Origin of the sequence: Nocardia sp. NPDC052566 (assembly GCF_044547285.1) — a bacterium.
Classification (GTDB): domain Bacteria; phylum Actinomycetota; class Actinomycetes; order Mycobacteriales; family Mycobacteriaceae; genus Nocardia.
This window is the reverse complement of the sequence record NZ_JBIUAF010000008.1, coordinates 410,535-430,809: the sequence shown is the minus strand read 5'-3', so window position 1 is coordinate 430,809 and position 20,275 is coordinate 410,535. Positions and strand designations below refer to the sequence as shown.

Below are 20,275 nucleotides of genomic sequence, written 5' to 3'. Positions count from 1 at the left end.
ATCCGGCGTGCACACTCTGCTCACCAACCTGAACTCGCTGTGGAAGGTCACCCTCGTCGCGCTGGTGCTCGGCGCCGGGCTGCCGATCGTGTTCGCCGTCGGGGTGCGGCTGTGGTCGTCGGCCGAGACGGTGAGCGGCCGCGCGGTGCAGCGCAACTACCAAGCGCTGGCCGGCGCGCTGGCCTGCTTCGCGCTGGTGATCGTGGCGATCATCACCGGAATCCTCTACACCGCCAAGGCATTCATCGCCGCCAAGTTCGGTATCCACCTGTTCGGACAATAAGGGGCGCAATCGTGACCGATCAATCGAAAGTCTCGCGGCCGAAGGTACTCGGCCGGGTGGTCGGCTGGCTGCGCGCCGGATATCCGCAGGGCGTGCCGAGGTCCGACTATGTCGCGCTGTTCGCGGTGCTGCACCGGCACCTCACCGATTTCGAGGTCGTCGCGATCGCCGAGGCTCTGGCGGACGGCAACGACGGCGAGCAGATCAGCCACGAGGCGATAGAGGAGGCGATCGCGCGGTTCGCCAAGGAGCAGCCCGCCGCGAACGACATCGCCCGCGTCGCCTCGCATCTCGCGGCGGGCGGCTGGCCGCTCGCCGCACCACTGTCCGAGTCCGACTCCGACTGAGCGAAAAGCGTTCGCCGATGCCACCTTTCCTGAACGCCATCATCGACTGGCTGCGGGCCGGATATCCGGACGGTGTCCCGGAATCCGACTACATCCCGCTGCTCGCGCTGCTGCGCCGCCGCCTCTCCGACGACGAGGTGCGCCAGATCGCCGCGGAACTGCTCTCCGGCGGCGATCACCCGGTCGACAAGGCCGATATCCAGGTCATGATCACCAAGATCACCAACGAGATGCCGTCGGAACCCGACGTCGCGCGGGTCCGCGCCCGCTTGGAAACCCACGCCTGGCCGACGCCCGAATAGCTTCGTCGGGCTATGCCTGATCGCTCACTCGTGGTTGCGACGTACCCCTGCCGGGGCGATGCATAAGGCTGGGGTGGCTCGAGTCCAGGGGTTGCGACCGGATCGTCCGCTCGCTGATACCGGCGAGGTAGGTCCGGGCATACATATGGCCGGGTGGTTTCACCCAGGGGCACGACCAGATCACCCCCCTTCGCGGCTACTGACACCGGCATACGTATAGGCGGTTGGAAAGTACTTATACGACGACTGATTCGGCACCGGTGCCTTCGGAAATAACGTAGTTCCTGTCAGCAACACAGACAGAAACCACCAGCTCACACCCCCTTTCGGAGGACATCATGAACGACATCGTCGCCCAGTACCTCGAAGCATGGAACACCACCGACCCCACCGCCCGCAAAGCCGCGATCACCCGCCTGTTCACCCCCACCGCCACCTACACCGACCCACTGATGGCCGTGGCGGGCCACGACGAAATCGACGCCGGAATCGCCGCCGCCCAAGCCCAATTCGCCGGCCTGACCTTCCGCCTCGCCGGCCCCGTCGACGCCCACCACAACCAGGTCCGCTTCACCTGGGAACTAGCCCCCGCCGATGCCCCCGCCATCGTCATCGGCTTCGACGTAGCCACCATCGAAAACGCCCGCATCACCAACGTCTACGGCTTCCTCGACAAAGTCCCCACAGGCCTGTAATCCCGTCACTGGCCTCGACACTCAGTGACCACTACAACCCGCCGACCGCAGTCAAATGGCCCCAGGTCACCACGTGTCGAAGGGCCATTCGACTGCGCTCGGCGAGCTCCCGCCCACCCTGGGCTCGCAGGGCGGATACGCACCCGCCCCGACGCCACATCGGCATCGGCATCGGGCCGGTGGTACTGGCAAAGCACTTGTGTCCCAAGCCTTTTACTCGAACCCGCTATAGGAAGAAGCATCATCATGACTACCAGCACCGCGCCCGGCTACCTGGCTACCCTGCTCGCTCCCGGGGACAAGCTGTTGCGGCTGTCGCTGCGTACCGACGCTGTGGTCACCACCGGCAACGGGCTGGCCTACCTTGCGCTGTCGGGGCCGCTGGAGACACTGCTCGGGCTCGATCAGAAGATCGGCATCCCGATCGGGGTCTTCCTCACCCTCTACGGCCTCGCTGTCGCGGTCACCGGTTTGCCGAAGACCATCAACACCACCGCGGCCACGGTTGTCGCCGCGGGTAATACCGCCTGGGTCGTGGTCAGCCTCGCCGCGCTCGTCGAAGGCGCGCTCGACCTCAACCTTGTCGGCTCGATCTGGACCGTTATGCAAGCAGGCACCGTCGGCGCTTTCGCCGCCATGCAGTACCTGGGCGTACGCCGCGCCAAGTGACGCACCGCCATCACCGCCCCACCCCGACCGGCATAGTTCGACCAGATAAACCAACCCCACCCACGCGGCCCCGGCATCACGCCGAGGGCCGCGTTCGGCGTTCCCGCACATCTGTTTTCGTGCCGTACGAACTGTTCACGGAATCGGTGCGTGGCGCCGTGGAAAGTGTGCGGGACGGGCAGCGGTGGTTGGGTTTGGTGTTCCCGCGCAATGGTTTTGGTGACGGGGGATCTTCGCGTGGTGGTGGGGAGGGTTAGTGGTGGTGGGTGGTGGGGAGGTGTTCAGGGTAGAAGAAGGTGGTGTTGGGTTTGGTGGGGAGACCGGCTATGTAGCCGAAGGGGTATTGGACGGAGATTATGGGTGGGCCGCCGGTGGGGTCGCGCCAGACGTGGATGTTCCAGAAGCGGCCGTGGGTGGGGCCGAGGGCGGCGGTGGGGAGAGGAAGCATGTCGCCCATTTCTTCGCCGCGATAGTGTTCGGGTGGGGGTTGGGGTTTGAATCCCCAGTCGGGCAGCGCGTGCACGCCCTGTTCGTGGATGAACCAATCCAGTTGGCTCACACAGAGATCCGGTGAGGTGGGCAGCGCGCCGGGCGTGTACATGATTCCGTGCGCCCAGCCGATCAGGTCGTAGGGGAACGCGGCACGGTAAGGATCGCCGGTGTAGGGCACCTTCTGGTTCGCGCGATAGACGAGTACGCCGGGATTGCCGGAGTGGACCTGCTGATCCAGGATCGCGTCCGCCCGCCCGATCGAGGTACCGATATTCTCGAAGCTGTTCAGCATGTGCATCGGAATCGCGTATCCGAGCCCGGCCAGTGCGGCGATATCCTCCGGCCCGCGCAGCACGGTGAGAGTGCCCAGCCGCGCCAGCATCCGCTTCTCGTCCTGCCGCAGTGACGCGGTCCGCGCCTCGCCATCGCAGTTCCCGACATCGGCACCGTTCGCGGGTGGCGCCAGGGGTACCGCACATACCGCCGCGACAACCACCGCCCACCCGACCCGCGCACCTCGCATGGCCAGCAATGATAGCTATCACGCATCAAACTGCGTTGCGACGCACCGCTGGACTTACCGCGCACCGATTCCTCGGGCAATTCGCGTGCGGCGGTAAAACCATTGCGCTGACGCGCCGGTCATCCGCCGGTGGGGTAGTTGCGCGGGGTGCCGAGGTCGGGGAGGCGGCGGTGGCCGGTCGAGACGTCGTCGGCCAGGTCTTGGTAGCCGAGGGCGAGTTCGGCCAGGCGCTCCCAGGCGTCGTGCACCGCGCGGTTCGGTGCCGAGAGCATGATTTCGTATGCGTGCGTGGAGAATTGGGCGATCCGATCGATCACCGTGCCGACGGTTTCGGTGTGCAGGTGCGCGCCGCCGTGCGGGACGGGCGCTTCGGCGGCGACCCATTGATCGATGGTCAGCACCAGGCGCGCGCGGTGCTGATCGATCTCGCCGGTTCTGCCCGGTACCGCGCGCAACCGCTGCCGGTGTAGTCCGGCGAGTTGATGTGCGGCGTCGAGAACCGGGTGCGTTGTCCTCGGCACCGCGCGGCACGCTTCGAGGACCTGCTCTTTGGACGGTAATACTTCCATTGGAACTACCCCTGAGAATGTATTGCTGGACAACGGGTTTGTTCGCCGCTGCGCCAGTTGCGGATGGTCCGGGCAAAGCTGTGCCCGCCGTCGCCGGAGTGGTACGGAGCCGGTGCCCGGCGTTGCCGGGGCGCAGCCGGTTCTGGCGTTGCCGGGGAGAAGTGTTGGTGCACGGCGTCTTTGGTCGAGGTGTTGGTGTGGTGTCGTTGAGGCAGAGCTGGTGTCGGGCATTGTCGAAGGCCGGTTGGTCCCCGGCGCTACTGAACCGGAGTGCGCGTGCCCGCTGACGCTACGTGGAAAGCCGGTGTCAGCCGGCCGCCAGGCGGAAGAGTCGGTGGTCGTCGACACGGTAGGGCGTGCTGCTTGCCCGAATGCCGGTAGGAGTGCTTGTGCCTGCTGTGGATGGGTGGAGGAGCTGGTTCCCGGCATCGCCGGGTGAAAGTGCGCGCGTCGTTGTCGTCGTGCGGACGTGCGGGTTGCGACGAAATCGACGGAGAGGCTTGGGCCCGGCGACGCCAGCGGAAAGGCTCAGTGATCGGTGTTGCCGGGTGGCAGTGCCGCTGTCAGGCGGGTGGAGCAGCTGGTCCTGGCCGGAACTGTGTCCGGGGTCTGCAGGCAGAAGAGCTCGGTGCCAGGTATCGCCTGGGGCTGGCTATCAATGCGATCTACTCGATCGGCCGGGCGCATGGCGCGTGGAGAATGTTGTCCCACTGCCTATTCCGATATCGCGCAAAGCGCGGCCTGCTGCCGCGTGCCGATGGTGTCGCAGGTATTTCGCGTGGTGCTACTCGCTCGGGCGGGGTGCGGCCTCCTGTCGGAGTCGGTGCCGCTCGACGGCCGGAGTGACCTACCGGCGATGCCTCCCGCCTTGTCGGCCGATCAGTAGTCGGTTTCGGGAGAGCTGTGTCCCCCATGGTGTTTCGGATTTCGCCAAGCCCATTGCCTCCAGTGCTGTCAGCCCCATTCGGCTTGCGAGTTCATCCATGTGTGTCACCGTTTCGGCGGCCTGGATGGCGGCGGTCGCCTGCTCGGTCGTGAGCATTCGCCCGCGCAGGTACGACACAACCCACGCGTCATCGCTCACTCGACGCGCTTGATGCTCTGTTCGGTCGCCCACCATCCACGACCGATCAATGACGTGTACTGCCATGTAAACCCCCTGGTTCCCGGCGGGCGGGGCCGGCTGGAGAACTCTCCGGCTGTGATGCATGACACCAACGACCCTAGATTTGTAGACTATACAAGTCAATCTAGGCCTCAGCATTTGGCCGAAATTAAGAAGTAGGATGCCCGCCATGGGCTTGTCACCTGCGGTCGCACGCTGGGAGCTCGCGCGCCGATTGCGGCAGCGACGCCTGGAGCTCGGCATCGGCTCCGCCTCGCTCACCAGGGTTCTGGATGTATCACCCGCCTACTGGTCGCACATCGAAAATGAGCGAAACCTGTTGCCCAAGGACAAACTCGACGAGTTACTCGAGGTGCTCGATCTCGGTGACGCGGAGCGCGACGAGTTGCACGCGCTGCGGGACGAGGCCAAGGGGCGTGGCTGGTGGAGCGGCTACACCGCGCTGTTCGGTGACGAATTGCTCAGGTACTACGGCATGGAGTGGGGCGCGCGGTCGATCCGAACCTACGAGGGCATCTTCATGCCGGGGTTGCTGCAAAGCGAGGAGTACAGCCGGGCACTGATGGAGGCCGCGGCGGCGGTCATCCCCGCGAAGGAGGTTGCGCAGCGGGTAGAGGTGCGCAGGCGCCGCCAGGAACGGTTGGACGGTGATGACCGCGTCGAGTTCATCGCGGTGATCAGTGAAGCCGTGTTGACCCAGCAGTTCGGCGGTCCCGGTGTGTTGCATCGGCAGTTGTGCCATCTGGCCGAGGTCGTCCGATCCCATCCCGACAATGTCGATCTGCGCGTCATCCCCTTCGCGGCGTCGAACATCTTGGGCGGCACCACCTTTCATCTGCTCGACTTCGCCAGTCCGCGGCTGCCGACGCTGGGGTGGATCGAAACATCGGTATTCGGCCAGCTGCTGGTGGACGGTCCGAGCAAGAAGGAGTCCAAGGTGCGCGATCTGGGGTTCGTCCACCATCGCGGTGTCGAATCGGCGCTCGGCCGCGAAGAAACGCTCGGGCTGATCGATGAGACCGCCGCTCGGCTAGAATCCAGTCTGTGAGCTCTGCCGAATCCGACTCCGCCGGCTGGTTCAAGTCGTCGTACTCCTCCGCCGAAATGGCCTGTGTCGAAGTGAAATTCGACGAGGGACACGTCCTGGTGCGCGACACCAAGCAGCAGGGCGAGGTCCGTCCGATCCTCGCGTTCAGCCGGCCCGAATGGTCGACATTCCTGGCCGGTGTGCGCGCGGGAACCTTCACCGACGCCTGATTGCCCTGCCGCGTCACGGGATCCGTGACGGACCCCGTGACGAGCTACGGCTGCGCGGGTCGGCATTCGATCACGCGGCGTCGAGTGCCGCGGTGATCTTGCGTGCCATTTCGACCATGGCAGGGGTGGATTGGTGAATCTGTGCGGCGTCGATGGCGACGAGCACGGTGTTGCGGAAGTTGTCGGCCTCCGCCGGCGCCTGCTCCCCGAGCAGGGCCACGGCTGCGGTCAGGGCGGGGAATACCTGGTCGGCGAGCTCGGCGACGGATTTGCCGACGAGCTTTACGCCCGTCGACCTTTCGGCGAGGACGTACCCGACGAGACCGGTCGCGGAGGTGAGGGCGATCGTGCCTGCGGTGGCGGCCTTGCCTGGCTTGTCACCGGCGGCCGCCACCAGCGAGACCGCGCCGTAGGCAGCCGTGCGCAGGGTGGACTTGTCCTGGGTGGCGAGGGTGATGGACATGGTTGTTCTCCTTGAAATCGGTTGGGGGATACGGGTTCGGCTCTTACCGGCCGTGGGCTGCCACGGTTTCGCGGACGACGTCGGCGACGGCGCGGAAGTCCTTGCGCAGGATGTGGGAGTGGTTGCTGGGGACCCTGACGCCGATCCGGATGTTGGGGTTGGTGGCCAGGACCGGGTCGAGTGAAGCGCGCACGGCTGCCATTTCCTCCTCCTGCGCACCGAAGTTGGCGCCGGTGGCCAGGGCGTACCGCACCGGGTAGGTCGCGCGGTGCAGGACCGGCGCGAGCGCGGCGTGCAGTTCGTTGGCTTCGATGTTGACTTCGGCGTGCTGGTCGGCGCTCATCCGTGCGGCCAGGCCGAGCGGGCGGGCGATGGGCATGAAGAACCTCGTGCGGCGGAACAGTTTCCGGATGCGGTCGCGGCTTTCCTCGCCGGTGATGCCGTAGGGCATGGCGCCGTCGACGGAGACGACCGCGGCGATCCGGTCGGGGTTGCGGTCGGCCCAGTGCACGGCCAGTAGCGCGCCGTAGGACCAGCCGACCAGGATCGGCCGCTCGACACCGCGCGCCGCGAGCACGGCGTCGATGTCGCGCAGGCACGCCTCGAAGGAGTAGTCCGCCGACTTCTTCGACTTGCCGCGCGCCCGCTCGTCGAAGGTGATGTGCCGGTAGCTCGGGCCGAGTTCGGTGATCAGCTTCCGCCAGTGCGAGGTATCGGCGTAGGAGCCGTTCAGGTAGACGATCGCGGGGCCGTTGCCGCCGGTGTCGGTGACGGCCAGTGCGGTGTCGTCGATCTCGACCATGCCGGTCCATGCGGCGGTGGTGTTCGAGGTGGCGCTCATGAGGTTCTCCCTGTCTGGTCTGTGAGGCTCCCTTGTGTTCGGGAATCTCTGAACTTCTGCAAAGGTACATTGCGTTCATAGAATCGTCAACACGCAAAGCTGGGTTGTTTCGACAGGTCAATAAGGCTTATGGCCATGCTTTGCAATGACAATGACAGTGAACGCAAAGGCGGTAAGCCTCCACTTCTTTGCAATGGGCATCGTCTGAATGCATACTGGGCAACGGTGCGGGCGCGAGGCTCCGCGCATGTCGACACGAGGAGACCAGCGCAGATGCCAGGAGGCAGACTCACCGACGAGGACCGCGAGCGCATCGCCGCCGGCCTGGCCGAGGGGCTCGGATACGCGGAGATCGGCCGCCGTCTCGAGCGCCCCGCCTCGACGATCATGCGCGAGGTCACCCGCAACGGCGGCCCCGACGGCTATCGCGCGGAGGCCGCGCAGCAGGACACGCGCCACCGCGCGCGCAGGCAGAAGCAGACTCCACCGCCCGTGCCGTCGCTCCCCGATGTCGGCTACGGTCGCGACCCCCGAGCGGTCCAGGACATCACCGAATCCTTTACCGCACTACTCGTTCAGCAGGGCCTGCCGCGGATGGAGGCCAGAGTGCTCGCCTGCCTGCACATCGCCGACGCCGGCGCGCTCACCGCCGCCGAGCTGGTCGCGCGGTTGCGGGTCAGCCCCGCGTCGATCTCGCACGCCGTCGCATTCCTGGAGCAACAGGGCATGCTGCAACGCGAACGGCTACCCGGCGAACGCCGCGAGCGCTACGTCATCGACGACGGGATATGGCTGCGGAACCTGCTCGCGGGACTGCAGATGACCCAGGCGCTTGCGGCCGAATCGCGGCGCTCCGCAGCGGTTCTCGGCGCGGCGACGCCCGCGGGGGCCCGCTTCGAGTCCTCCGCCGAACTGCTCGATCTCGTCAGCGACGCCTTCCGGCAAGCCATGGACAAATGGCGGCAAATCCTGGCCGCCCGCGGCGTCGATCAAGATTGACGCGGGTCAGGGGGCAAGCAGGAGAAGGAAGCGCTCGACCTCGTCGGTGATGGTGGTGCGTGCCGGGCTCAGGTATTTGCGGGGGTCGGCCACGGTGGGGGAGCCGATGAGGATCTCGCGGATGGTGTCCGACATGAGCACATTGAGCCGGGTGGCGATGTTCACCTTGGTCATACCGTGCTCGACGGCGGCGCGCAGGCCCGTGTCGGGCACCCCGGACGAGCCGTGCAGCACAAGGGGGACAGGGACTTTCGCGGCTAGTCGGGCGATCAGCTCATTGTCCAGTTCGGCGGTGCGCGCGTGCATGGCGTGCGACGAACCGACGGCCACCGCCAGCGCGTCGACGCCGGTGGTCGTGGCGAATTCGACGGCCTCGTCCGGATCGGTGCGCACGCCCGGCGCGTGTGCGCCGTCCTTGCCGCCGACCTCGCCGAGTTCGGCCTCGACGAAGACGCCGCGGTCGTGGCACCAGCGGGTGATTTCCGCGGTGGCGGCGACGTTCGCGGTGTAGTCGAGGGTGGAGCCGTCGTACATGACCGAGCGGATGCCGAGGTCGACCGCGGCGCGCACCAGATCGGCCGAGGTGGCGTGGTCGAGGTGCACGGCGATGGCGGCCGTGCTGTCCGCGGCGATGCGCAGGCAGGCGAGCGCCAGCGGGGCGAGAGCGCCGTGGTACTGCGCGGTGTTCTCCGAAATTTGCAGTACCACAGGACGTTTCGCGGATTCCGCAGCGGTGGCGATGGCCTCGGCATGTTCCAGGGTGATCACATTGAAGGCGCCGAGCCCGCCGGGGCGTGCGGCGGCGATCAACTCGGGAACAGGCGTCAGCGGCATGGGTGAATCTCCTACGCTGGCGGAACGGCCAGCTTTTCGATGTGGACGGTCGGGAGTAGCCGAGTGCGGATCGCACGATCGATCTCGCCCGCGACCGGGATGACGACGGCGGCCGCGGAGGTGGCCACGGCATCGGTGAGTACGGCGGGCCAGTCCGGATCGGCCTCTTCGGACAGGATGGCGATCACCGCGGCGGTCGCGGAATCGCCTGCGCCGGTGGGATTTCCGTTCAGCGGTTCGGGCAGTGTCGCGGACCACGCGCCGTGCGCGGTGACGGCCACCATACCCTCGGAGCCGCGGGTGGCGAGCACGGCGCGGATGCCGCGGTCGATGAGCGGGCGGGTACAGGCGACGATGTCGTCGGCCGTCTTCGCTACGGTGCCGGTAAGGCGTTGCAGCTCTTCGCTGTTCGGCATGAGCACGATGCCGGGCACCTGCGCGGCGAGGCGAAGTGCCTCACCGTCGACGTCGCAGATGGTCGGCACGCCCGCGGCGATGGCGGTGCGCGCGATATCGGCGGGCAGGCTCGCGGGGACGCCGCCGGGTAGTGAGCCCGAGACGACGAGGCCGTTGATATCGGGCAGCAGCCCAGCCACCCGCACCGCGAGTTGTTCGGCGGCATGTGGATTGGAGATCCGGGCGCCCGGCTCCCACAGCGCGGTCGCGGTGCCGTCCTCGGATTCGCTGATCACCACGGTGCGCCGGACCCAGGGCAGCGCGTGCACGAAATCGACGGGCAGCTCCAGCTCCGCCGCGGCGGCGAAGGCATGGTCGGAGAAACCCGTTGCGCGCGCGTACTTCCCGAGCTGGTTCAGCACCCGGGTCACGTTGATGCCCTTGCCGCCGATGCGCTGCTCGACCGACCTGACGCGATGCGCCTGGCCACGTTCGAAGCGTTCGACCCGGTAGGTCATGTCGTACGCGGGGTTCATTGTCACGGTAAGGATCACGACAACCACTGTCCTCGTCTGAGTACTCGGCGCAACCGTAGATCATCATCGACAACGAGCAGGTCGGCGAACCGGCCGGTCCGCAGATCGCCGACATCGGCGAGTCCGGCGGCCGCCGCGGGTATGGCGGTGCTCGCGAGCACCGCCTCCCGCAGCGGCACGCCGCAGGCCTGGACAGCCCAGGCCAAGCATTGCAGCAGGGTACTGGTGCCACCGGCGATGGAGCCGTTGGCGATTCGGGCGACGCCGTCGGTGACCGTGACCGCCTGCGGACCGAGAATGTAGTCGCCGTCGGGCATCCCCGCCGCCTGCATCGCATCGGTGATGAGCGCGACCCGCCCCGGCGCCGTCGCGAAAACCAGTGCGCCGAAGCCGGATTCGACATGGACCCCATCGCCGATCAGCTCGACGATCGCATCGCCCTCGGCCGCGGCGACCAATCCGGCCGCGACCGGTCCTGGATGGCGGTGATGCAGCGGCGGCATGCCGTTGGCGAGATGGGTGACCAGGCCGCCGAATCCACGTGGGCGCAAGGCATCCCGAAATTGCGTGTACGCGGTGTCGCTGTGTCCCAGTGCCACCACCACATCGTGCTCGCTGAGCCGCTGCGCGACTTTGCCATAGCCGGGAAGCTCCGGCGCCAGCGTCATGACCCGCAGCTGCCCGCCCGCGGCATCGAGCAGCCGATCGGTCAGCTCCAGATCGGGTTCGCGCAGGTAGCGCGGGTCCTGCGCGCCGCACCGTGCGGCCGCCAGGAACGGCCCCTCCGCGTGGATCCCGCCGAGTACACCGTCGGTGGCGAGCTCGCGCAGCATCGCGACCTGCGCGACCATATCGTCGGCCGCGCCGGTGACCACGCTGGCGAGCACCGTTGTCGATCCGCGCCCCTGATGGAATTCGGCGGCGGCCCTGGCCTCGCCGGCATCGACCGTGTCGAACCGATGCCCGAACCCGCCGTGATTGTGGATGTCGACCAGGCCGGGCAATACCGTGCCCGCGAACTCGGGCACCGGTGAAGAGCCGTTGGCCGCAACCCATTCCGGTAGCGATAGCACGGTGACGATCCGATCCCCATCGACCGTGACCACCCCGTCGTCGAGTTCGGCTGCGGCCGAAACGATTCGACCGCGCACCTGGAACGCCTCGGCTACACCCATTCGCGATCACACCTCTCGACACCGGCTGTCGTACGCATCGGCTGCTCGTCGAATGACAGTGCTGCCGACCTGATTCCGGTGATCGTGCCGCCGACGCGGGCCCGCGGCCAGGCGGGCGCGACAGTTACCGGTGCGAGCCGGATCATATGAGCGCACCGTGGCGGGCGAACAGCGCCGCGCCGATCAGTCCAGCGCGGGCACCGAATTCGGCGACGATGACCTCGGGCGGCGGCACCAGGCGCAGCCGCTCGGTGATCGCGTGGTGCAGCGGTTCGGTGAGCGCGGCGCCCGCACCGGCGAGGCCGCCACCGAGGATGATCAAGCTGGGACAGGCGGAGTGGATGAGCCCGATGAGCCCGTCGGCCAGCGCCTCCACCGCGTCGCCGATGACCGTCTTGGCGTCGGTGTCGGTATCGCGCAGCGCGAAAACGACTTCGGCGCCCTTGATATCGCGACCGGTGCGCTGGGTGTAGGCCCTGGCGATGGACGCGCCGGAGGCGACGGTTTCGACGCAGCCGATATTGCCGCAGGGACAACGCAATCCGTTGCTGTACCGGACCGGGATGTGCCCGTACTCGCCGACCTGGCCGTATTCACTGCGCAGCAGCCTGCCGCCGACGGAGAGGGTGCCGCTGATCCCGGTGCCGATCATGACGACGCAGACGTCGTCGTGGCCGCGCCCCGCGCCGAAACGCCATTCGGCCCAACCGGCCACGGTCACATCGTGATCGATCAGCACCGGCATGCCCCAGCGGTCGCTGAACCGGTTGCCGATCGCGACGTCGCGCCAGCCGACATTGCTGCTGAACAGCGCGATCGACCGCGCGGTATCGACGATGCCTGGCAGGATGACCGACGCGCGCGCCACCCGATCCCGCTGGTCGTCGGTCAGTTCGGCGAGCAACTGGTCACCGAGCGCGCCCATCGCGTCGAAGGCCGCCTCACCCTTGGGCGTGTCGAGCACCCCGGTGGAAAGGACGGTGCCGTCGGCGGCGGTCACCTCGCCCTTCATCGTGGTGCCGCCGACGTCGATGCCGAGTACGAGCGCGTCCGCGGGCAGCGGATCATCGGCGGACTGCCGGATCGACCCCGATGGGTGGGGGGTCGACCCGGCGGATACCGAGGCGGCCGAGGTGCCGGCCGCCTGGAACGACCGGCCCGAGGTGGTGTCCGGGCCGGGTGACGGTGGTGTGCCCGCTGCGGGTCTTGCCGTTCCCATTGAGGCGACAGTAGTTCCCGGCAGCGGGCCTGTCGCTGCGTGTCGGTGCGCGGCGCGGACGGAGGTCACTGGTCCAGGACGACCGAGCGGTTCAGGCTGCGCGGGTGGTCGGGGTCGAGGCCGAGGTCGGCCGAGCGGAGCACGGCGAGCTGGTGCACGCGCACCAGATCGGCCATCGGGTCGATCTCGCGGTGCTCGAGGTGCGCGCCGGTGACGGCGACGTCGGCGGCGAAGTTCGGCACCAGCGGCCCGAACGCCCACACCGCGCGGCCGGGGGCGGCGATGCTGATCGGGCCGTGCCGCCATTCGGTGGCGGGGTAGGCCTCGGTCCAGGACTGGCAGGATTCGCGCAGCTTCAGGCCTGCCTCGTCGGCGATGGCGGCGGCGAAGTCCATGCCGACGAAACTGATCTGTTCGGCGTAGCGGACGGCGGCGAGCGATTCGGCCGGATCCTCGGCCAGCACGGCGCGGGCCTGGGCGATCACCGGGTTCAGGTCTTCACCGAGATGCCAGCGCAGGATGGCCAGCGTGGTGGTGGCGAAGCGGGTCTGCACCACCGATTCCTCGTCGACCTCTTCGATGAGGATCGGATCGCCGAGGTCGAGCACGGGCGTGCCCGGGCTGCTGCAGATGACGGTTCGCGGAATGTGTGCTGGGATCTGGCGCATGGCCTCGACCACCTCGGTGGTGGTGCCGGAGCGGGAGATCACCAGGTAGCGGTCGTAGTCGCGGCCGAAGCGCACCTGGCTCGCCGGCCAGGGGTCGGTCAGGCCCGCGCCTGCGCCCTCACGCAGTGCGGAAATGGCTCGGGACATGAAGAAGGAGGTGCCGCAACCGATTACGGCTACCCGCTCGCCCGGTTGGGGGAGTAGGGCGCGGTATTCGGCGGCGAGCTTCTCGGCGCGGGCCCAGTCGTCGGGCTGGGTCGCAACCTCGGCGGCAAGGTGGGTCACTGGAGTGGAGTGAGCGGAGGTCGGCACAGCACCAGAATCCGCTCGGTGATCGTTCATGTCAAATTTACGAGCGAATCAGTCACATACGATCACTATTGGGTCTAGATTGTGGGTCAAACGATCGTTCGCTCCATCATCGGCGGTCCGATGGTGCCGGGTGTGCATATTTGAAAGGTTCGTGCTCGTGAAAAGACCACTCCACGGCATCCTCGCCGGGGTTGCGATAGCCGCCAGCGTGGTGCTGGCGACATCGTCGTGCGGGTTCGGGTCGAAGGATTCCTCCGATTCCGACACCACGATCAACTTCCTGGCCCCGGTCTACAGCGACGGTGCCACCGGCACAAAGGCGCTGTGGGACGGCATCATTGCCGACTTCAAGAAGAAGAACCCGGATGTCACGGTGAATCTTCAGGTGGAGTCCTGGAACTCGATCAACGATGTGGTGCGAACCAAGCTGCAGTCGAAGTCGAGCACGCCCGACATCCTGAACATCGACGCGTACGCCAGCTTCGCCGGTGACGGCCTGCTCTACCCGGCCAGCGAGATCGTTTCCGACTCCGTGCTTTCCGATATCCAGCCCGGCTTCAAGAAGAACGCGTCGCTGAACGGGACGCAGTTCGGGCTGCCGCTGTTCGCCTCGGCGCGCACGCTGTTCTACAACAAGGACCTGTTCACGCAGGCCGGTATCGCCGCGCCGCCGAAGACCTGGGCCGAACTCACCGAGGCGGCCAAGAAGATTCAGGCGCTCGGCAACGGCGTCTCCGGCTACGGCCTGCCGCTCGGCAGCGAGGAAGCCCAGGGCGAGACCTCGATCTGGACCTTCGGCGCGGGCGGCAACTGGTCCGATGGCGACAAGGTCACCGTGAACACCCCGCAGAACCTCGAGGGTGTGCAGGCGATGCGCGCGCTGGCGGATGCCAATGCCACGCAACCGAATCCGGGCGCGACCGACCGCAAGGACGTGATCAACGCCTTCATCCAGGGCAAGATCGGCATGATCGAGGGCCTGCCGCCGACCATCGGCCAGATCAAGACGAAGAACCCGAGCCTGCAGTACGCGACGGCACCGACGCCGACCAAGACCGGCGACGCGGTCACCCTGGGTGTTGCCGACCACCTGATGGCGTTCAAGAAGGACGGCAAGAAGGCGGCGACGATCAAGAAGTTCCTCGACTTCTTCTACTCCGCCGACGTCTACGCGAAGTTCGTCTCCACCGAGGGCTTCATTCCGATCACCAACAGCGCGGCAGCGAAGCTCGCCGACGACCCGGTGACCAAGGCGTTCGGCCCGACGCTGCCCTCGGCCAAGTTCTACCCGAGCAACAACCCGAAATGGGCTGCGGCGCAAGGCGCCATTCGTCAGCAGATGGGCACCATCGCGCAGGGCGCCGATCCGGCGCAGGTGTTGCAGCGGATCCAGGAAGCCGCGAAGTAGGGTGCGGCGCAAAAGCACACTGGCGGCGATGCCGTGGATCGGGCCTTCCCTGGTACTGATCGCGGCCATCGTCGCCTTCCCCGCCGGTTACATGGTGTGGACCAGCACGCGGGACCTCAGCCCCTATGGGCAGGATCGGGGTTCCGCGGGGCTGGACAACTTCCGCACTCTGTTCGGTATCTCCGAGCTCGGCTCGGTGCTCGCGCACACGGTGGTCTGGGTGGTGGCGGTCGTCGGCATCACCCTGGTCATCTCGGCAGGCCTGGCGCAGTTCCTGAACAAGGACTTCCCTGGCCGCACCGCGGTGCGCATGGCGATCCTGATCCCGTGGGCGGCATCGGTCGTGATGACGACGACCATCTTCTACTACCTGCTCGATCCCGACGTCGGCATCGTCAACCGGCTGCTCGTCGATATCGGATTACTCGATCGCGGTTACGGTTTCACCAAACAGCCGACGCAGGCGTTCATCGTCGCGATCGTGGTGGCCGTGTTCGTCTCGGTGCCGTTCACCACCTACACGATTCTGGCCGGGCTGCAGGCGATTCCGGCCGAGGTCGAGGAGGCGGGCCGGATCGACGGTGCGAGCGCGTGGCAGCGCTACCGGTATCTGACGCTGCCGCAACTGCGTTCGGCGATCGCGGTGGCGACAATCATCAACATCATCAACGCGTTCAACTCGCTGCCGATCCTGCAGGTGATCACCGGCAGCATCGCCGGATTCGCCGCGGACACCACGACCACGCTCACGTTCAAGCTGATCCGGCAGAACCAGCAGGTCGATACCGCGGCCGCGATGAGCGTGTTCAACTTCGTGCTGATCATCGTCATCATCGCGGTCTACGTGAAGCTGATCCGGCCGACCCAGGAGGTCGACTCATGACGACCCAGGCCGATGTCGCACGCATCGCGCGCGAGACGGGTATCGCCGCGGGGCCGCCCGATACGGGCGATCGAATCCCACAGCAGCCCAAGCGGCGCCGGTGGGGCATGACCGCCGTCGGCGTGCTGATCGCCGCGGTGTTCCTGATCCCGTACGTGGTGATGGTGCTCGGATCGCTCAAGAGCAAACCCGAAATCCTGCGCATCCCACCGACATACCTGCCGGAGCAGTGGCATCCGGACAACTACGCCACCATGTGGGACGTCACCGAGACGCCGCTGCCGTTCAACCTGATCAGCACCGTCATCATCTCGGTGGCCGCCACGATTCTGGTGCTGCTCGTCGCCATCCCGGCGGCGTATTACACGGCGCGGCACAAGTTTCCGGGTAAGGCGGTCTTCCTGGGGTTGGTGCTGATCACCCAGATGCTGCAGCCGACGGTGCTGGTGACCGGTCTGATCCGGGAGTTCTTCGTGCTCGGCATCAACGACACCTGGCTGGCGATGATCCTGGTGAACGCGGCGTTCAACCTGTCGTTCGCGGTGTGGATCATGCACTCCTTCTTCGCCTCCGTTCCGGTGGAGATCGAAGAGGCGGCGCAGCTCGACGGGCTCAGCCGGTTCCAGATCCTGGTGAAGGTGAGCCTGCCGCTGGTGTGGCCGGGCATCGTCACCGCGACGATCTTCGTTGTGGTGTCCTGCTGGAACGAATTCGCCGCCAGCCTGGTGGTGCTGACCACCCCGGAGAATCAGCCGCTTTCGGTGGCGCTGACCAAGTTCGTCGGTCAGTACGACACCGCGTGGCAGTACGTCTTCGCGATCTCGACCGTCGGCATCATCCCGGTGGTCATCCTGTTCGCGCTCATCGAGAAGCGCCTGGTCGCAGGCCTTACGGCGGGCAGCGTCAAGTAGCAAGCCGGCGCGCGGCACACCATGGAGAGACTCCTCTCGGTTTGCCGGAACCGTGTGCCGCCCGCCGGCCACTCGAACTCGCGGCCCCGTCAGGCGGTGCCGCCGTTCACCCGGATGTTCTGCGCGGTCACCCAACCCGCCGCGTCACCGGCGAGAAACGCGACGACGGAGGCGATTTCGCTCGGGCGGCCCAGGCGGCCGAAGGCGCTCATGGCCTCGAGACGGGACAGGAATTCGGGAGATTTGCCGATTCGGTAGGACTCGGTTTCGGTGGCTCCGGGGCTCACCGCGTTCACGGTGATGCCGCGTGGGCCGAATTCCTTGGACAGGATGTGCGTGAACTGTTCGACCGCGCCTTTGGTGGCGTCGTAGACGGCGTAGCCGGGCAGCATCAGCGCGGTGGTGGAACTGGAGATCGTGATGATCCGGCCGCCGTCGGTCATGTGCTGCCAGGCCAGTTGCATGCCGTGGAAGACGCCCTTGACGTTGACGGCGAAGCTCAGGTCGAACTCGTCGTCGGTGACTTCCTGGAACGGCTTGGTGATGGCGACCGCGGCATTGTTGACCAGGATGTCCCAGCGGCCGTACTCGGCGAGCAGCCGCTCGACCATGGCGGTGTACTCGTCGCGGTCGCGCACGTCGGCCGCGACGGCAATGGCCCGGCCGCCGTCGGCCACGATCGCGGCGACCACCTCGTCCGCCGGATCCGGCGTGTGCGGGTGATTGACCACCACCCGCACCCCCTGCGCGGCAAGGGTTTCCGCGATGGACCGGCCGATGCCGGTGGCCGCGCCGGTGACCAGTGCGGTTTTGGCATCGTCAGGCATCAGTCGAACCAGTAGTCGAGCCACACCTGCGCGCCCGCACCGAGGTCGGCGCGGAAGCCGCCGGAGCCGCGCAGGCCGGTGAGCTCGCCGGTGCCGGAGCCGGGGACGACGAACCACTCGCCGCTGACGATGTTGTCGGCCACGGTGCCGTTGTCCTGCAACAGGAATGAGCCCGACTTGCCGTCCACCGCGCCCGTCACCCGCTCGATGCCGACGAAGCTCGCGCTGCCGTCGGCATCGGCGGCCTGGAGGAATTCGACGATGCCGTCACCCTCGATGCCGCCACTGAAGCTCTCTTCCAAGTGGATTCGGCTCAGCACCGGCCCCTCGGCGGGCTCCTCGTAGACGGCCGGTTCGTACTTGTGCACCGTGATGGCTGCTTCGACATGGGTCGTCGTGGTCATGGGTGTTCTCTTTCTCTTGTTCCGGCCCCGGTCGGTCACCGGTAGCCGTACTTCTCCCAGTTGTCGAGCACGCGCCGCTGAATCTCGACGGGCCAGCCGTTTTCGAAGCTGCCCTTCACCGGGCGGCGGCCCTGCGGATACAGGTCGGCGAGCAGGCAGTTGTAGATGACCTTGCCCGCCATGAAGGTGTGCTGTTCCTCTGGCGACAGGTAGACGGCGAGCTGATCGCTGACCCTGTGCGGGAAGTGGAATTCGCCCCGATCGACGTCGGGATGGGAGCGGGTGGCGAACGCCCACACGACCTGGCTCAGGTCCGTGATATCGATATCGTCCTCGACGAGCAGGATTTTCGGTGCGTTCACCCCGGGCTTCCCGCTGAAGATGACCCGCGCGATCCGGTCGACCAGCTCGTGCGAGGCGAGGCCGGTGATTTCATGCCAGTCGCCGCGCACCGCGAGGGTGAGCCAGTGCACGGCGGCCTCGAAGTTGTACCAGGCCGAGGCCATCGGCAGCCCGGCGCCGCGCAGCTGGTGCAGTATCTCGGCGGCGCTGGTCGCGCCGATGATGGTGTGGTCCTCCTCGACAGGGGGACCGGCCGCCACCACCGGCTGAATGGCGTTGTCGCGGTAGGTGATCGCGGAGACACGGAACAGCTGCTTGGGTGAGGCCTCGGTGGCGTTGTAGCCGGGGAACTCGTTGAAGGGGCCCTCCATGACCGTCTCGTCGATCGAGATGTGGCCCTCGACAATGATTTCCGCGGTGGCGGGCACGAGCAGATCCACCGTCTCGGCGGGCACCAGCTCGATGCCCTCACCGAACAACGCCCCCAGATAATGGCTTTCGTCCGCGCCCTCGGGAATCGGCATGCCGCCCACCAGCGGCAGCCCCGGTTCGACGCCGATAGCCAGCGCGATGGGCATGGGCTCGCCGATCTCGGTCCACTTCGAACGGATGATGCCCAGGTGCTGCGGCGCCGGAATCAGGCAGGCCAGGGTGTCCTTGCCCGCGATCATCATTCGATTGATGGACCAGTTCGTCCACGACCCGTCCGGCGTCTTGACGATGTTCATGCCGTAGGTCTGGATGTACCGGCCGCCGTCATTGCCGTGGATGATCGGGGTGGGGAAGGCGTACAGGTCGATATCGTCGCCGATGACTATGTGCTCCTTGCACGGTGCGGCGTCGCGATGCACCACCACCGGTGGGATGCCGGGCTTTTCACGCGCTCCGGCCAGCGCCTCGACGATCTCCTGGCCGGATGCGGTGGCGGGCAGGCCGACCGCGAGCGCCAGGCGGGCCAGCGGATGCTCCGGTCCCGACAGCGCGCCGGGCGCGCCGAGCAGCCGGAAGCCGCTGTCGCCGTAGCCGGTGAGGTTGGTGAACAGCGGTGCGGGAGCGCGCAGGTCGTAGGAGCGCCGGATGATCGCGCCGACCTCGAGGTTCCAGTCCACCTCGGTGTCGATCTGCTGGATCTCCCCGATCCGGTTCAGTTCGGCGACGAACTCGCGCAGGCTCTTGATATGCGGCAAGGCTTCTCCTGAAGGTCTATTCGCCCCAGCGGGGCAGGTCGGGCACGTCGATGCCGAGCAGGTCGAGTGCGCGAGCGGCGGTGTGCTCGACGATGTCGGCGACGGAGGCGGGCGCGAGATAGAAGGCGGGCACCGGCGGCATGACGACGCCGCCCATCTCGGTGACGGCGGTCATGGCCCGCAGATGCGCGAGCGTCAACGGTGTTTCGCGCACCATGAGCACCAGCCGCCTGCGTTCTTTGAGCGTGACATCCGCGGCGCGGGTGAGCAGATTGTCGTTGTTGGCGTAGGCAACGGCCGACAGCGTGCGGATCGAACACGGCGCGACGATCATCCCTGCGGTGCGAAAGGATCCGGAGGCGATCGCCCCGCCGATCTCGGCGGGGCGATACACCACGTCCGCCATTTCAGCGAGATCCTGTGCGCTGAGTGAGGTTTCGTAGGCCCGTGTCTGCTGCCCGGCAGTGGTCACCACCAGGTGGGTTTCCAGTCCCGCCTTGCGGGCCAGCTCCAGCACCCGCACGCCATAGGCGATGCCGGTCGCTCCGCTGATGCCGACCACCAGGCGCCTCATGTCCACATGTTGAGCATCATCCGTGGTCACCGC

24 protein-coding genes are annotated in these 20,275 nt (G+C 66.9%); 11 read left to right on the top strand and 13 right to left on the bottom strand.

Going from position 1 to position 20,275, the window contains the following annotated elements:
* Window positions 1–7 precede the first annotated feature (7 nt).
* The 5 genes from ACIG5A_RS40395 to ACIG5A_RS40375 all read left to right on the top strand — a co-directional run bounded on the left by ACIG5A_RS40395 (window position 8) and on the right by ACIG5A_RS40375 (window position 2,296).
* The gene (locus tag ACIG5A_RS40395; RefSeq protein WP_397250203.1) at window positions 8–283 is read left to right on the top strand and encodes a hypothetical protein; all 276 of its coding nucleotides are present in this window, start codon (window positions 8–10) and stop codon (window positions 281–283) included.
* Window positions 284–294: 11 nt separating this feature from the next.
* Window positions 295–630, top strand: coding sequence for a DUF3349 domain-containing protein (locus ACIG5A_RS40390; protein WP_397250201.1), 336 nt, complete (start codon window positions 295–297; stop codon window positions 628–630).
* 17 nt (window positions 631–647) lie between these two features.
* Complete coding sequence (locus ACIG5A_RS40385; RefSeq protein WP_397250199.1) at window positions 648–932, top strand: DUF3349 domain-containing protein; 285 nt, start codon at window positions 648–650, stop codon at window positions 930–932.
* A gap of 338 nt (window positions 933–1,270) precedes the next feature.
* Window positions 1,271–1,627 (top strand): nuclear transport factor 2 family protein, encoded by a 357-nt coding sequence (locus tag ACIG5A_RS40380; RefSeq protein ID WP_397250197.1) that lies wholly within the window; start codon window positions 1,271–1,273, stop codon window positions 1,625–1,627.
* 246 nt (window positions 1,628–1,873) lie between these two features.
* Complete coding sequence (locus ACIG5A_RS40375) at window positions 1,874–2,296, top strand: hypothetical protein (RefSeq protein WP_397250195.1); 423 nt, start codon at window positions 1,874–1,876, stop codon at window positions 2,294–2,296.
* A 253-nt stretch (window positions 2,297–2,549) separates the two neighbouring features.
* Here ACIG5A_RS40375 and ACIG5A_RS40370 read toward each other — a convergent pair whose 3' ends face one another.
* Complete coding sequence (locus tag ACIG5A_RS40370) at window positions 2,550–3,311, bottom strand: hypothetical protein (protein ID WP_397250193.1); 762 nt, start codon at window positions 3,309–3,311, stop codon at window positions 2,550–2,552.
* Between the two features lie 119 nt (window positions 3,312–3,430).
* The gene (locus ACIG5A_RS40365) at window positions 3,431–3,880 is read right to left on the bottom strand and encodes a DUF4254 domain-containing protein (protein ID WP_397250191.1); all 450 of its coding nucleotides are present in this window, start codon (window positions 3,878–3,880) and stop codon (window positions 3,431–3,433) included.
* 1,295 nt (window positions 3,881–5,175) lie between these two features.
* Here ACIG5A_RS40365 and ACIG5A_RS40360 point away from each other — a divergent pair.
* The gene (locus ACIG5A_RS40360; RefSeq protein WP_397250189.1) at window positions 5,176–6,054 is read left to right on the top strand and encodes a DUF5753 domain-containing protein; all 879 of its coding nucleotides are present in this window, start codon (window positions 5,176–5,178) and stop codon (window positions 6,052–6,054) included.
* Complete coding sequence (locus tag ACIG5A_RS40355; protein ID WP_397250187.1) at window positions 6,051–6,263, top strand: DUF397 domain-containing protein; 213 nt, start codon at window positions 6,051–6,053, stop codon at window positions 6,261–6,263. Before ACIG5A_RS40360 ends, ACIG5A_RS40355 begins: the two co-directional genes overlap by 4 nt.
* Before the next feature lie 70 nt (window positions 6,264–6,333).
* Here the strand turns inward: ACIG5A_RS40355 and ACIG5A_RS40350 are convergent, their stop codons facing one another.
* Together ACIG5A_RS40350 and ACIG5A_RS40345 are read right to left on the bottom strand one after the other, a co-directional pair.
* The gene (locus tag ACIG5A_RS40350) at window positions 6,334–6,726 is read right to left on the bottom strand and encodes a hypothetical protein (RefSeq protein ID WP_397250185.1); all 393 of its coding nucleotides are present in this window, start codon (window positions 6,724–6,726) and stop codon (window positions 6,334–6,336) included.
* A 43-nt stretch (window positions 6,727–6,769) separates the two neighbouring features.
* On the bottom strand, window positions 6,770–7,567 hold the full coding sequence (locus ACIG5A_RS40345) for an alpha/beta fold hydrolase (protein ID WP_397250183.1): 798 nt from the start codon (window positions 7,565–7,567) through the stop codon (window positions 6,770–6,772).
* A gap of 273 nt (window positions 7,568–7,840) precedes the next feature.
* On the opposite strand from ACIG5A_RS40345, the gene ACIG5A_RS40340 reads away from it, so the two are divergent.
* Complete coding sequence (locus ACIG5A_RS40340; RefSeq protein ID WP_397250181.1) at window positions 7,841–8,566, top strand: helix-turn-helix domain-containing protein; 726 nt, start codon at window positions 7,841–7,843, stop codon at window positions 8,564–8,566.
* Window positions 8,567–8,572: 6 nt separating this feature from the next.
* Here the strand turns inward: ACIG5A_RS40340 and ACIG5A_RS40335 are convergent, their stop codons facing one another.
* The 5 genes from ACIG5A_RS40335 to ACIG5A_RS40315 form a co-directional block, all read right to left on the bottom strand.
* The gene (locus ACIG5A_RS40335; RefSeq protein WP_397250179.1) at window positions 8,573–9,400 is read right to left on the bottom strand and encodes a class II fructose-bisphosphate aldolase; all 828 of its coding nucleotides are present in this window, start codon (window positions 9,398–9,400) and stop codon (window positions 8,573–8,575) included.
* 11 nt (window positions 9,401–9,411) lie between these two features.
* The gene (locus ACIG5A_RS40330; RefSeq protein ID WP_397250177.1) at window positions 9,412–10,350 is read right to left on the bottom strand and encodes a hexose kinase; all 939 of its coding nucleotides are present in this window, start codon (window positions 10,348–10,350) and stop codon (window positions 9,412–9,414) included.
* Window positions 10,347–11,507: an N-acetylglucosamine-6-phosphate deacetylase gene (locus tag ACIG5A_RS40325; RefSeq protein ID WP_397250175.1), complete on the bottom strand. Its 1,161-nt coding sequence runs from the start codon at window positions 11,505–11,507 to the stop codon at window positions 10,347–10,349. The genes ACIG5A_RS40330 and ACIG5A_RS40325 overlap by 4 nt, the downstream gene beginning before the upstream one ends.
* 142 nt (window positions 11,508–11,649) lie before the next feature.
* Entirely contained in the window at window positions 11,650–12,726 is a 1,077-nt protein-coding gene (locus tag ACIG5A_RS40320) for an ROK family protein (RefSeq protein ID WP_397250173.1), read from the bottom strand.
* Between the two features lie 65 nt (window positions 12,727–12,791).
* A complete protein-coding gene (locus tag ACIG5A_RS40315) occupies window positions 12,792–13,706 on the bottom strand; it encodes an SIS domain-containing protein (RefSeq protein ID WP_397250171.1) in 915 nt (304 codons plus the stop codon).
* 157 nt (window positions 13,707–13,863) lie between these two features.
* On the opposite strand from ACIG5A_RS40315, the gene ACIG5A_RS40310 reads away from it, so the two are divergent.
* Genes ACIG5A_RS40310 through ACIG5A_RS40300 form a run of 3 tightly spaced genes read left to right on the top strand, consistent with a single transcriptional unit; the run spans window position 13,864 to window position 16,908 of the window.
* Complete coding sequence (locus ACIG5A_RS40310) at window positions 13,864–15,114, top strand: extracellular solute-binding protein (protein ID WP_397250169.1); 1,251 nt, start codon at window positions 13,864–13,866, stop codon at window positions 15,112–15,114.
* Window positions 15,115–15,142: 28 nt separating this feature from the next.
* The gene (locus tag ACIG5A_RS40305) at window positions 15,143–15,997 is read left to right on the top strand and encodes a carbohydrate ABC transporter permease (RefSeq protein ID WP_397250167.1); all 855 of its coding nucleotides are present in this window, start codon (window positions 15,143–15,145) and stop codon (window positions 15,995–15,997) included.
* Window positions 15,994–16,908: a carbohydrate ABC transporter permease gene (locus tag ACIG5A_RS40300; protein ID WP_397250165.1), complete on the top strand. Its 915-nt coding sequence runs from the start codon at window positions 15,994–15,996 to the stop codon at window positions 16,906–16,908. Before ACIG5A_RS40305 ends, ACIG5A_RS40300 begins: the two co-directional genes overlap by 4 nt.
* A gap of 89 nt (window positions 16,909–16,997) precedes the next feature.
* Here the strand turns inward: ACIG5A_RS40300 and ACIG5A_RS40295 are convergent, their stop codons facing one another.
* The 4 genes from ACIG5A_RS40295 to ACIG5A_RS40280 are packed head-to-tail and all read right to left on the bottom strand — an operon-like array spanning window position 16,998 to window position 20,242.
* Window positions 16,998–17,735, bottom strand: a complete 738-nt coding sequence (locus ACIG5A_RS40295; protein WP_397250163.1) for an SDR family oxidoreductase — start codon at window positions 17,733–17,735, stop codon at window positions 16,998–17,000.
* Complete coding sequence (locus ACIG5A_RS40290; protein ID WP_397250161.1) at window positions 17,735–18,139, bottom strand: DUF3224 domain-containing protein; 405 nt, start codon at window positions 18,137–18,139, stop codon at window positions 17,735–17,737. The genes ACIG5A_RS40295 and ACIG5A_RS40290 overlap by 1 nt, the downstream gene beginning before the upstream one ends.
* 35 nt (window positions 18,140–18,174) lie before the next feature.
* The gene (locus ACIG5A_RS40285) at window positions 18,175–19,668 is read right to left on the bottom strand and encodes a UbiD family decarboxylase (protein ID WP_397250159.1); all 1,494 of its coding nucleotides are present in this window, start codon (window positions 19,666–19,668) and stop codon (window positions 18,175–18,177) included.
* A 16-nt stretch (window positions 19,669–19,684) separates the two neighbouring features.
* Entirely contained in the window at window positions 19,685–20,242 is a 558-nt protein-coding gene (locus tag ACIG5A_RS40280) for a UbiX family flavin prenyltransferase (RefSeq protein WP_397250157.1), read from the bottom strand.
* Window positions 20,243–20,275: the final 33 nt, after the last annotated feature.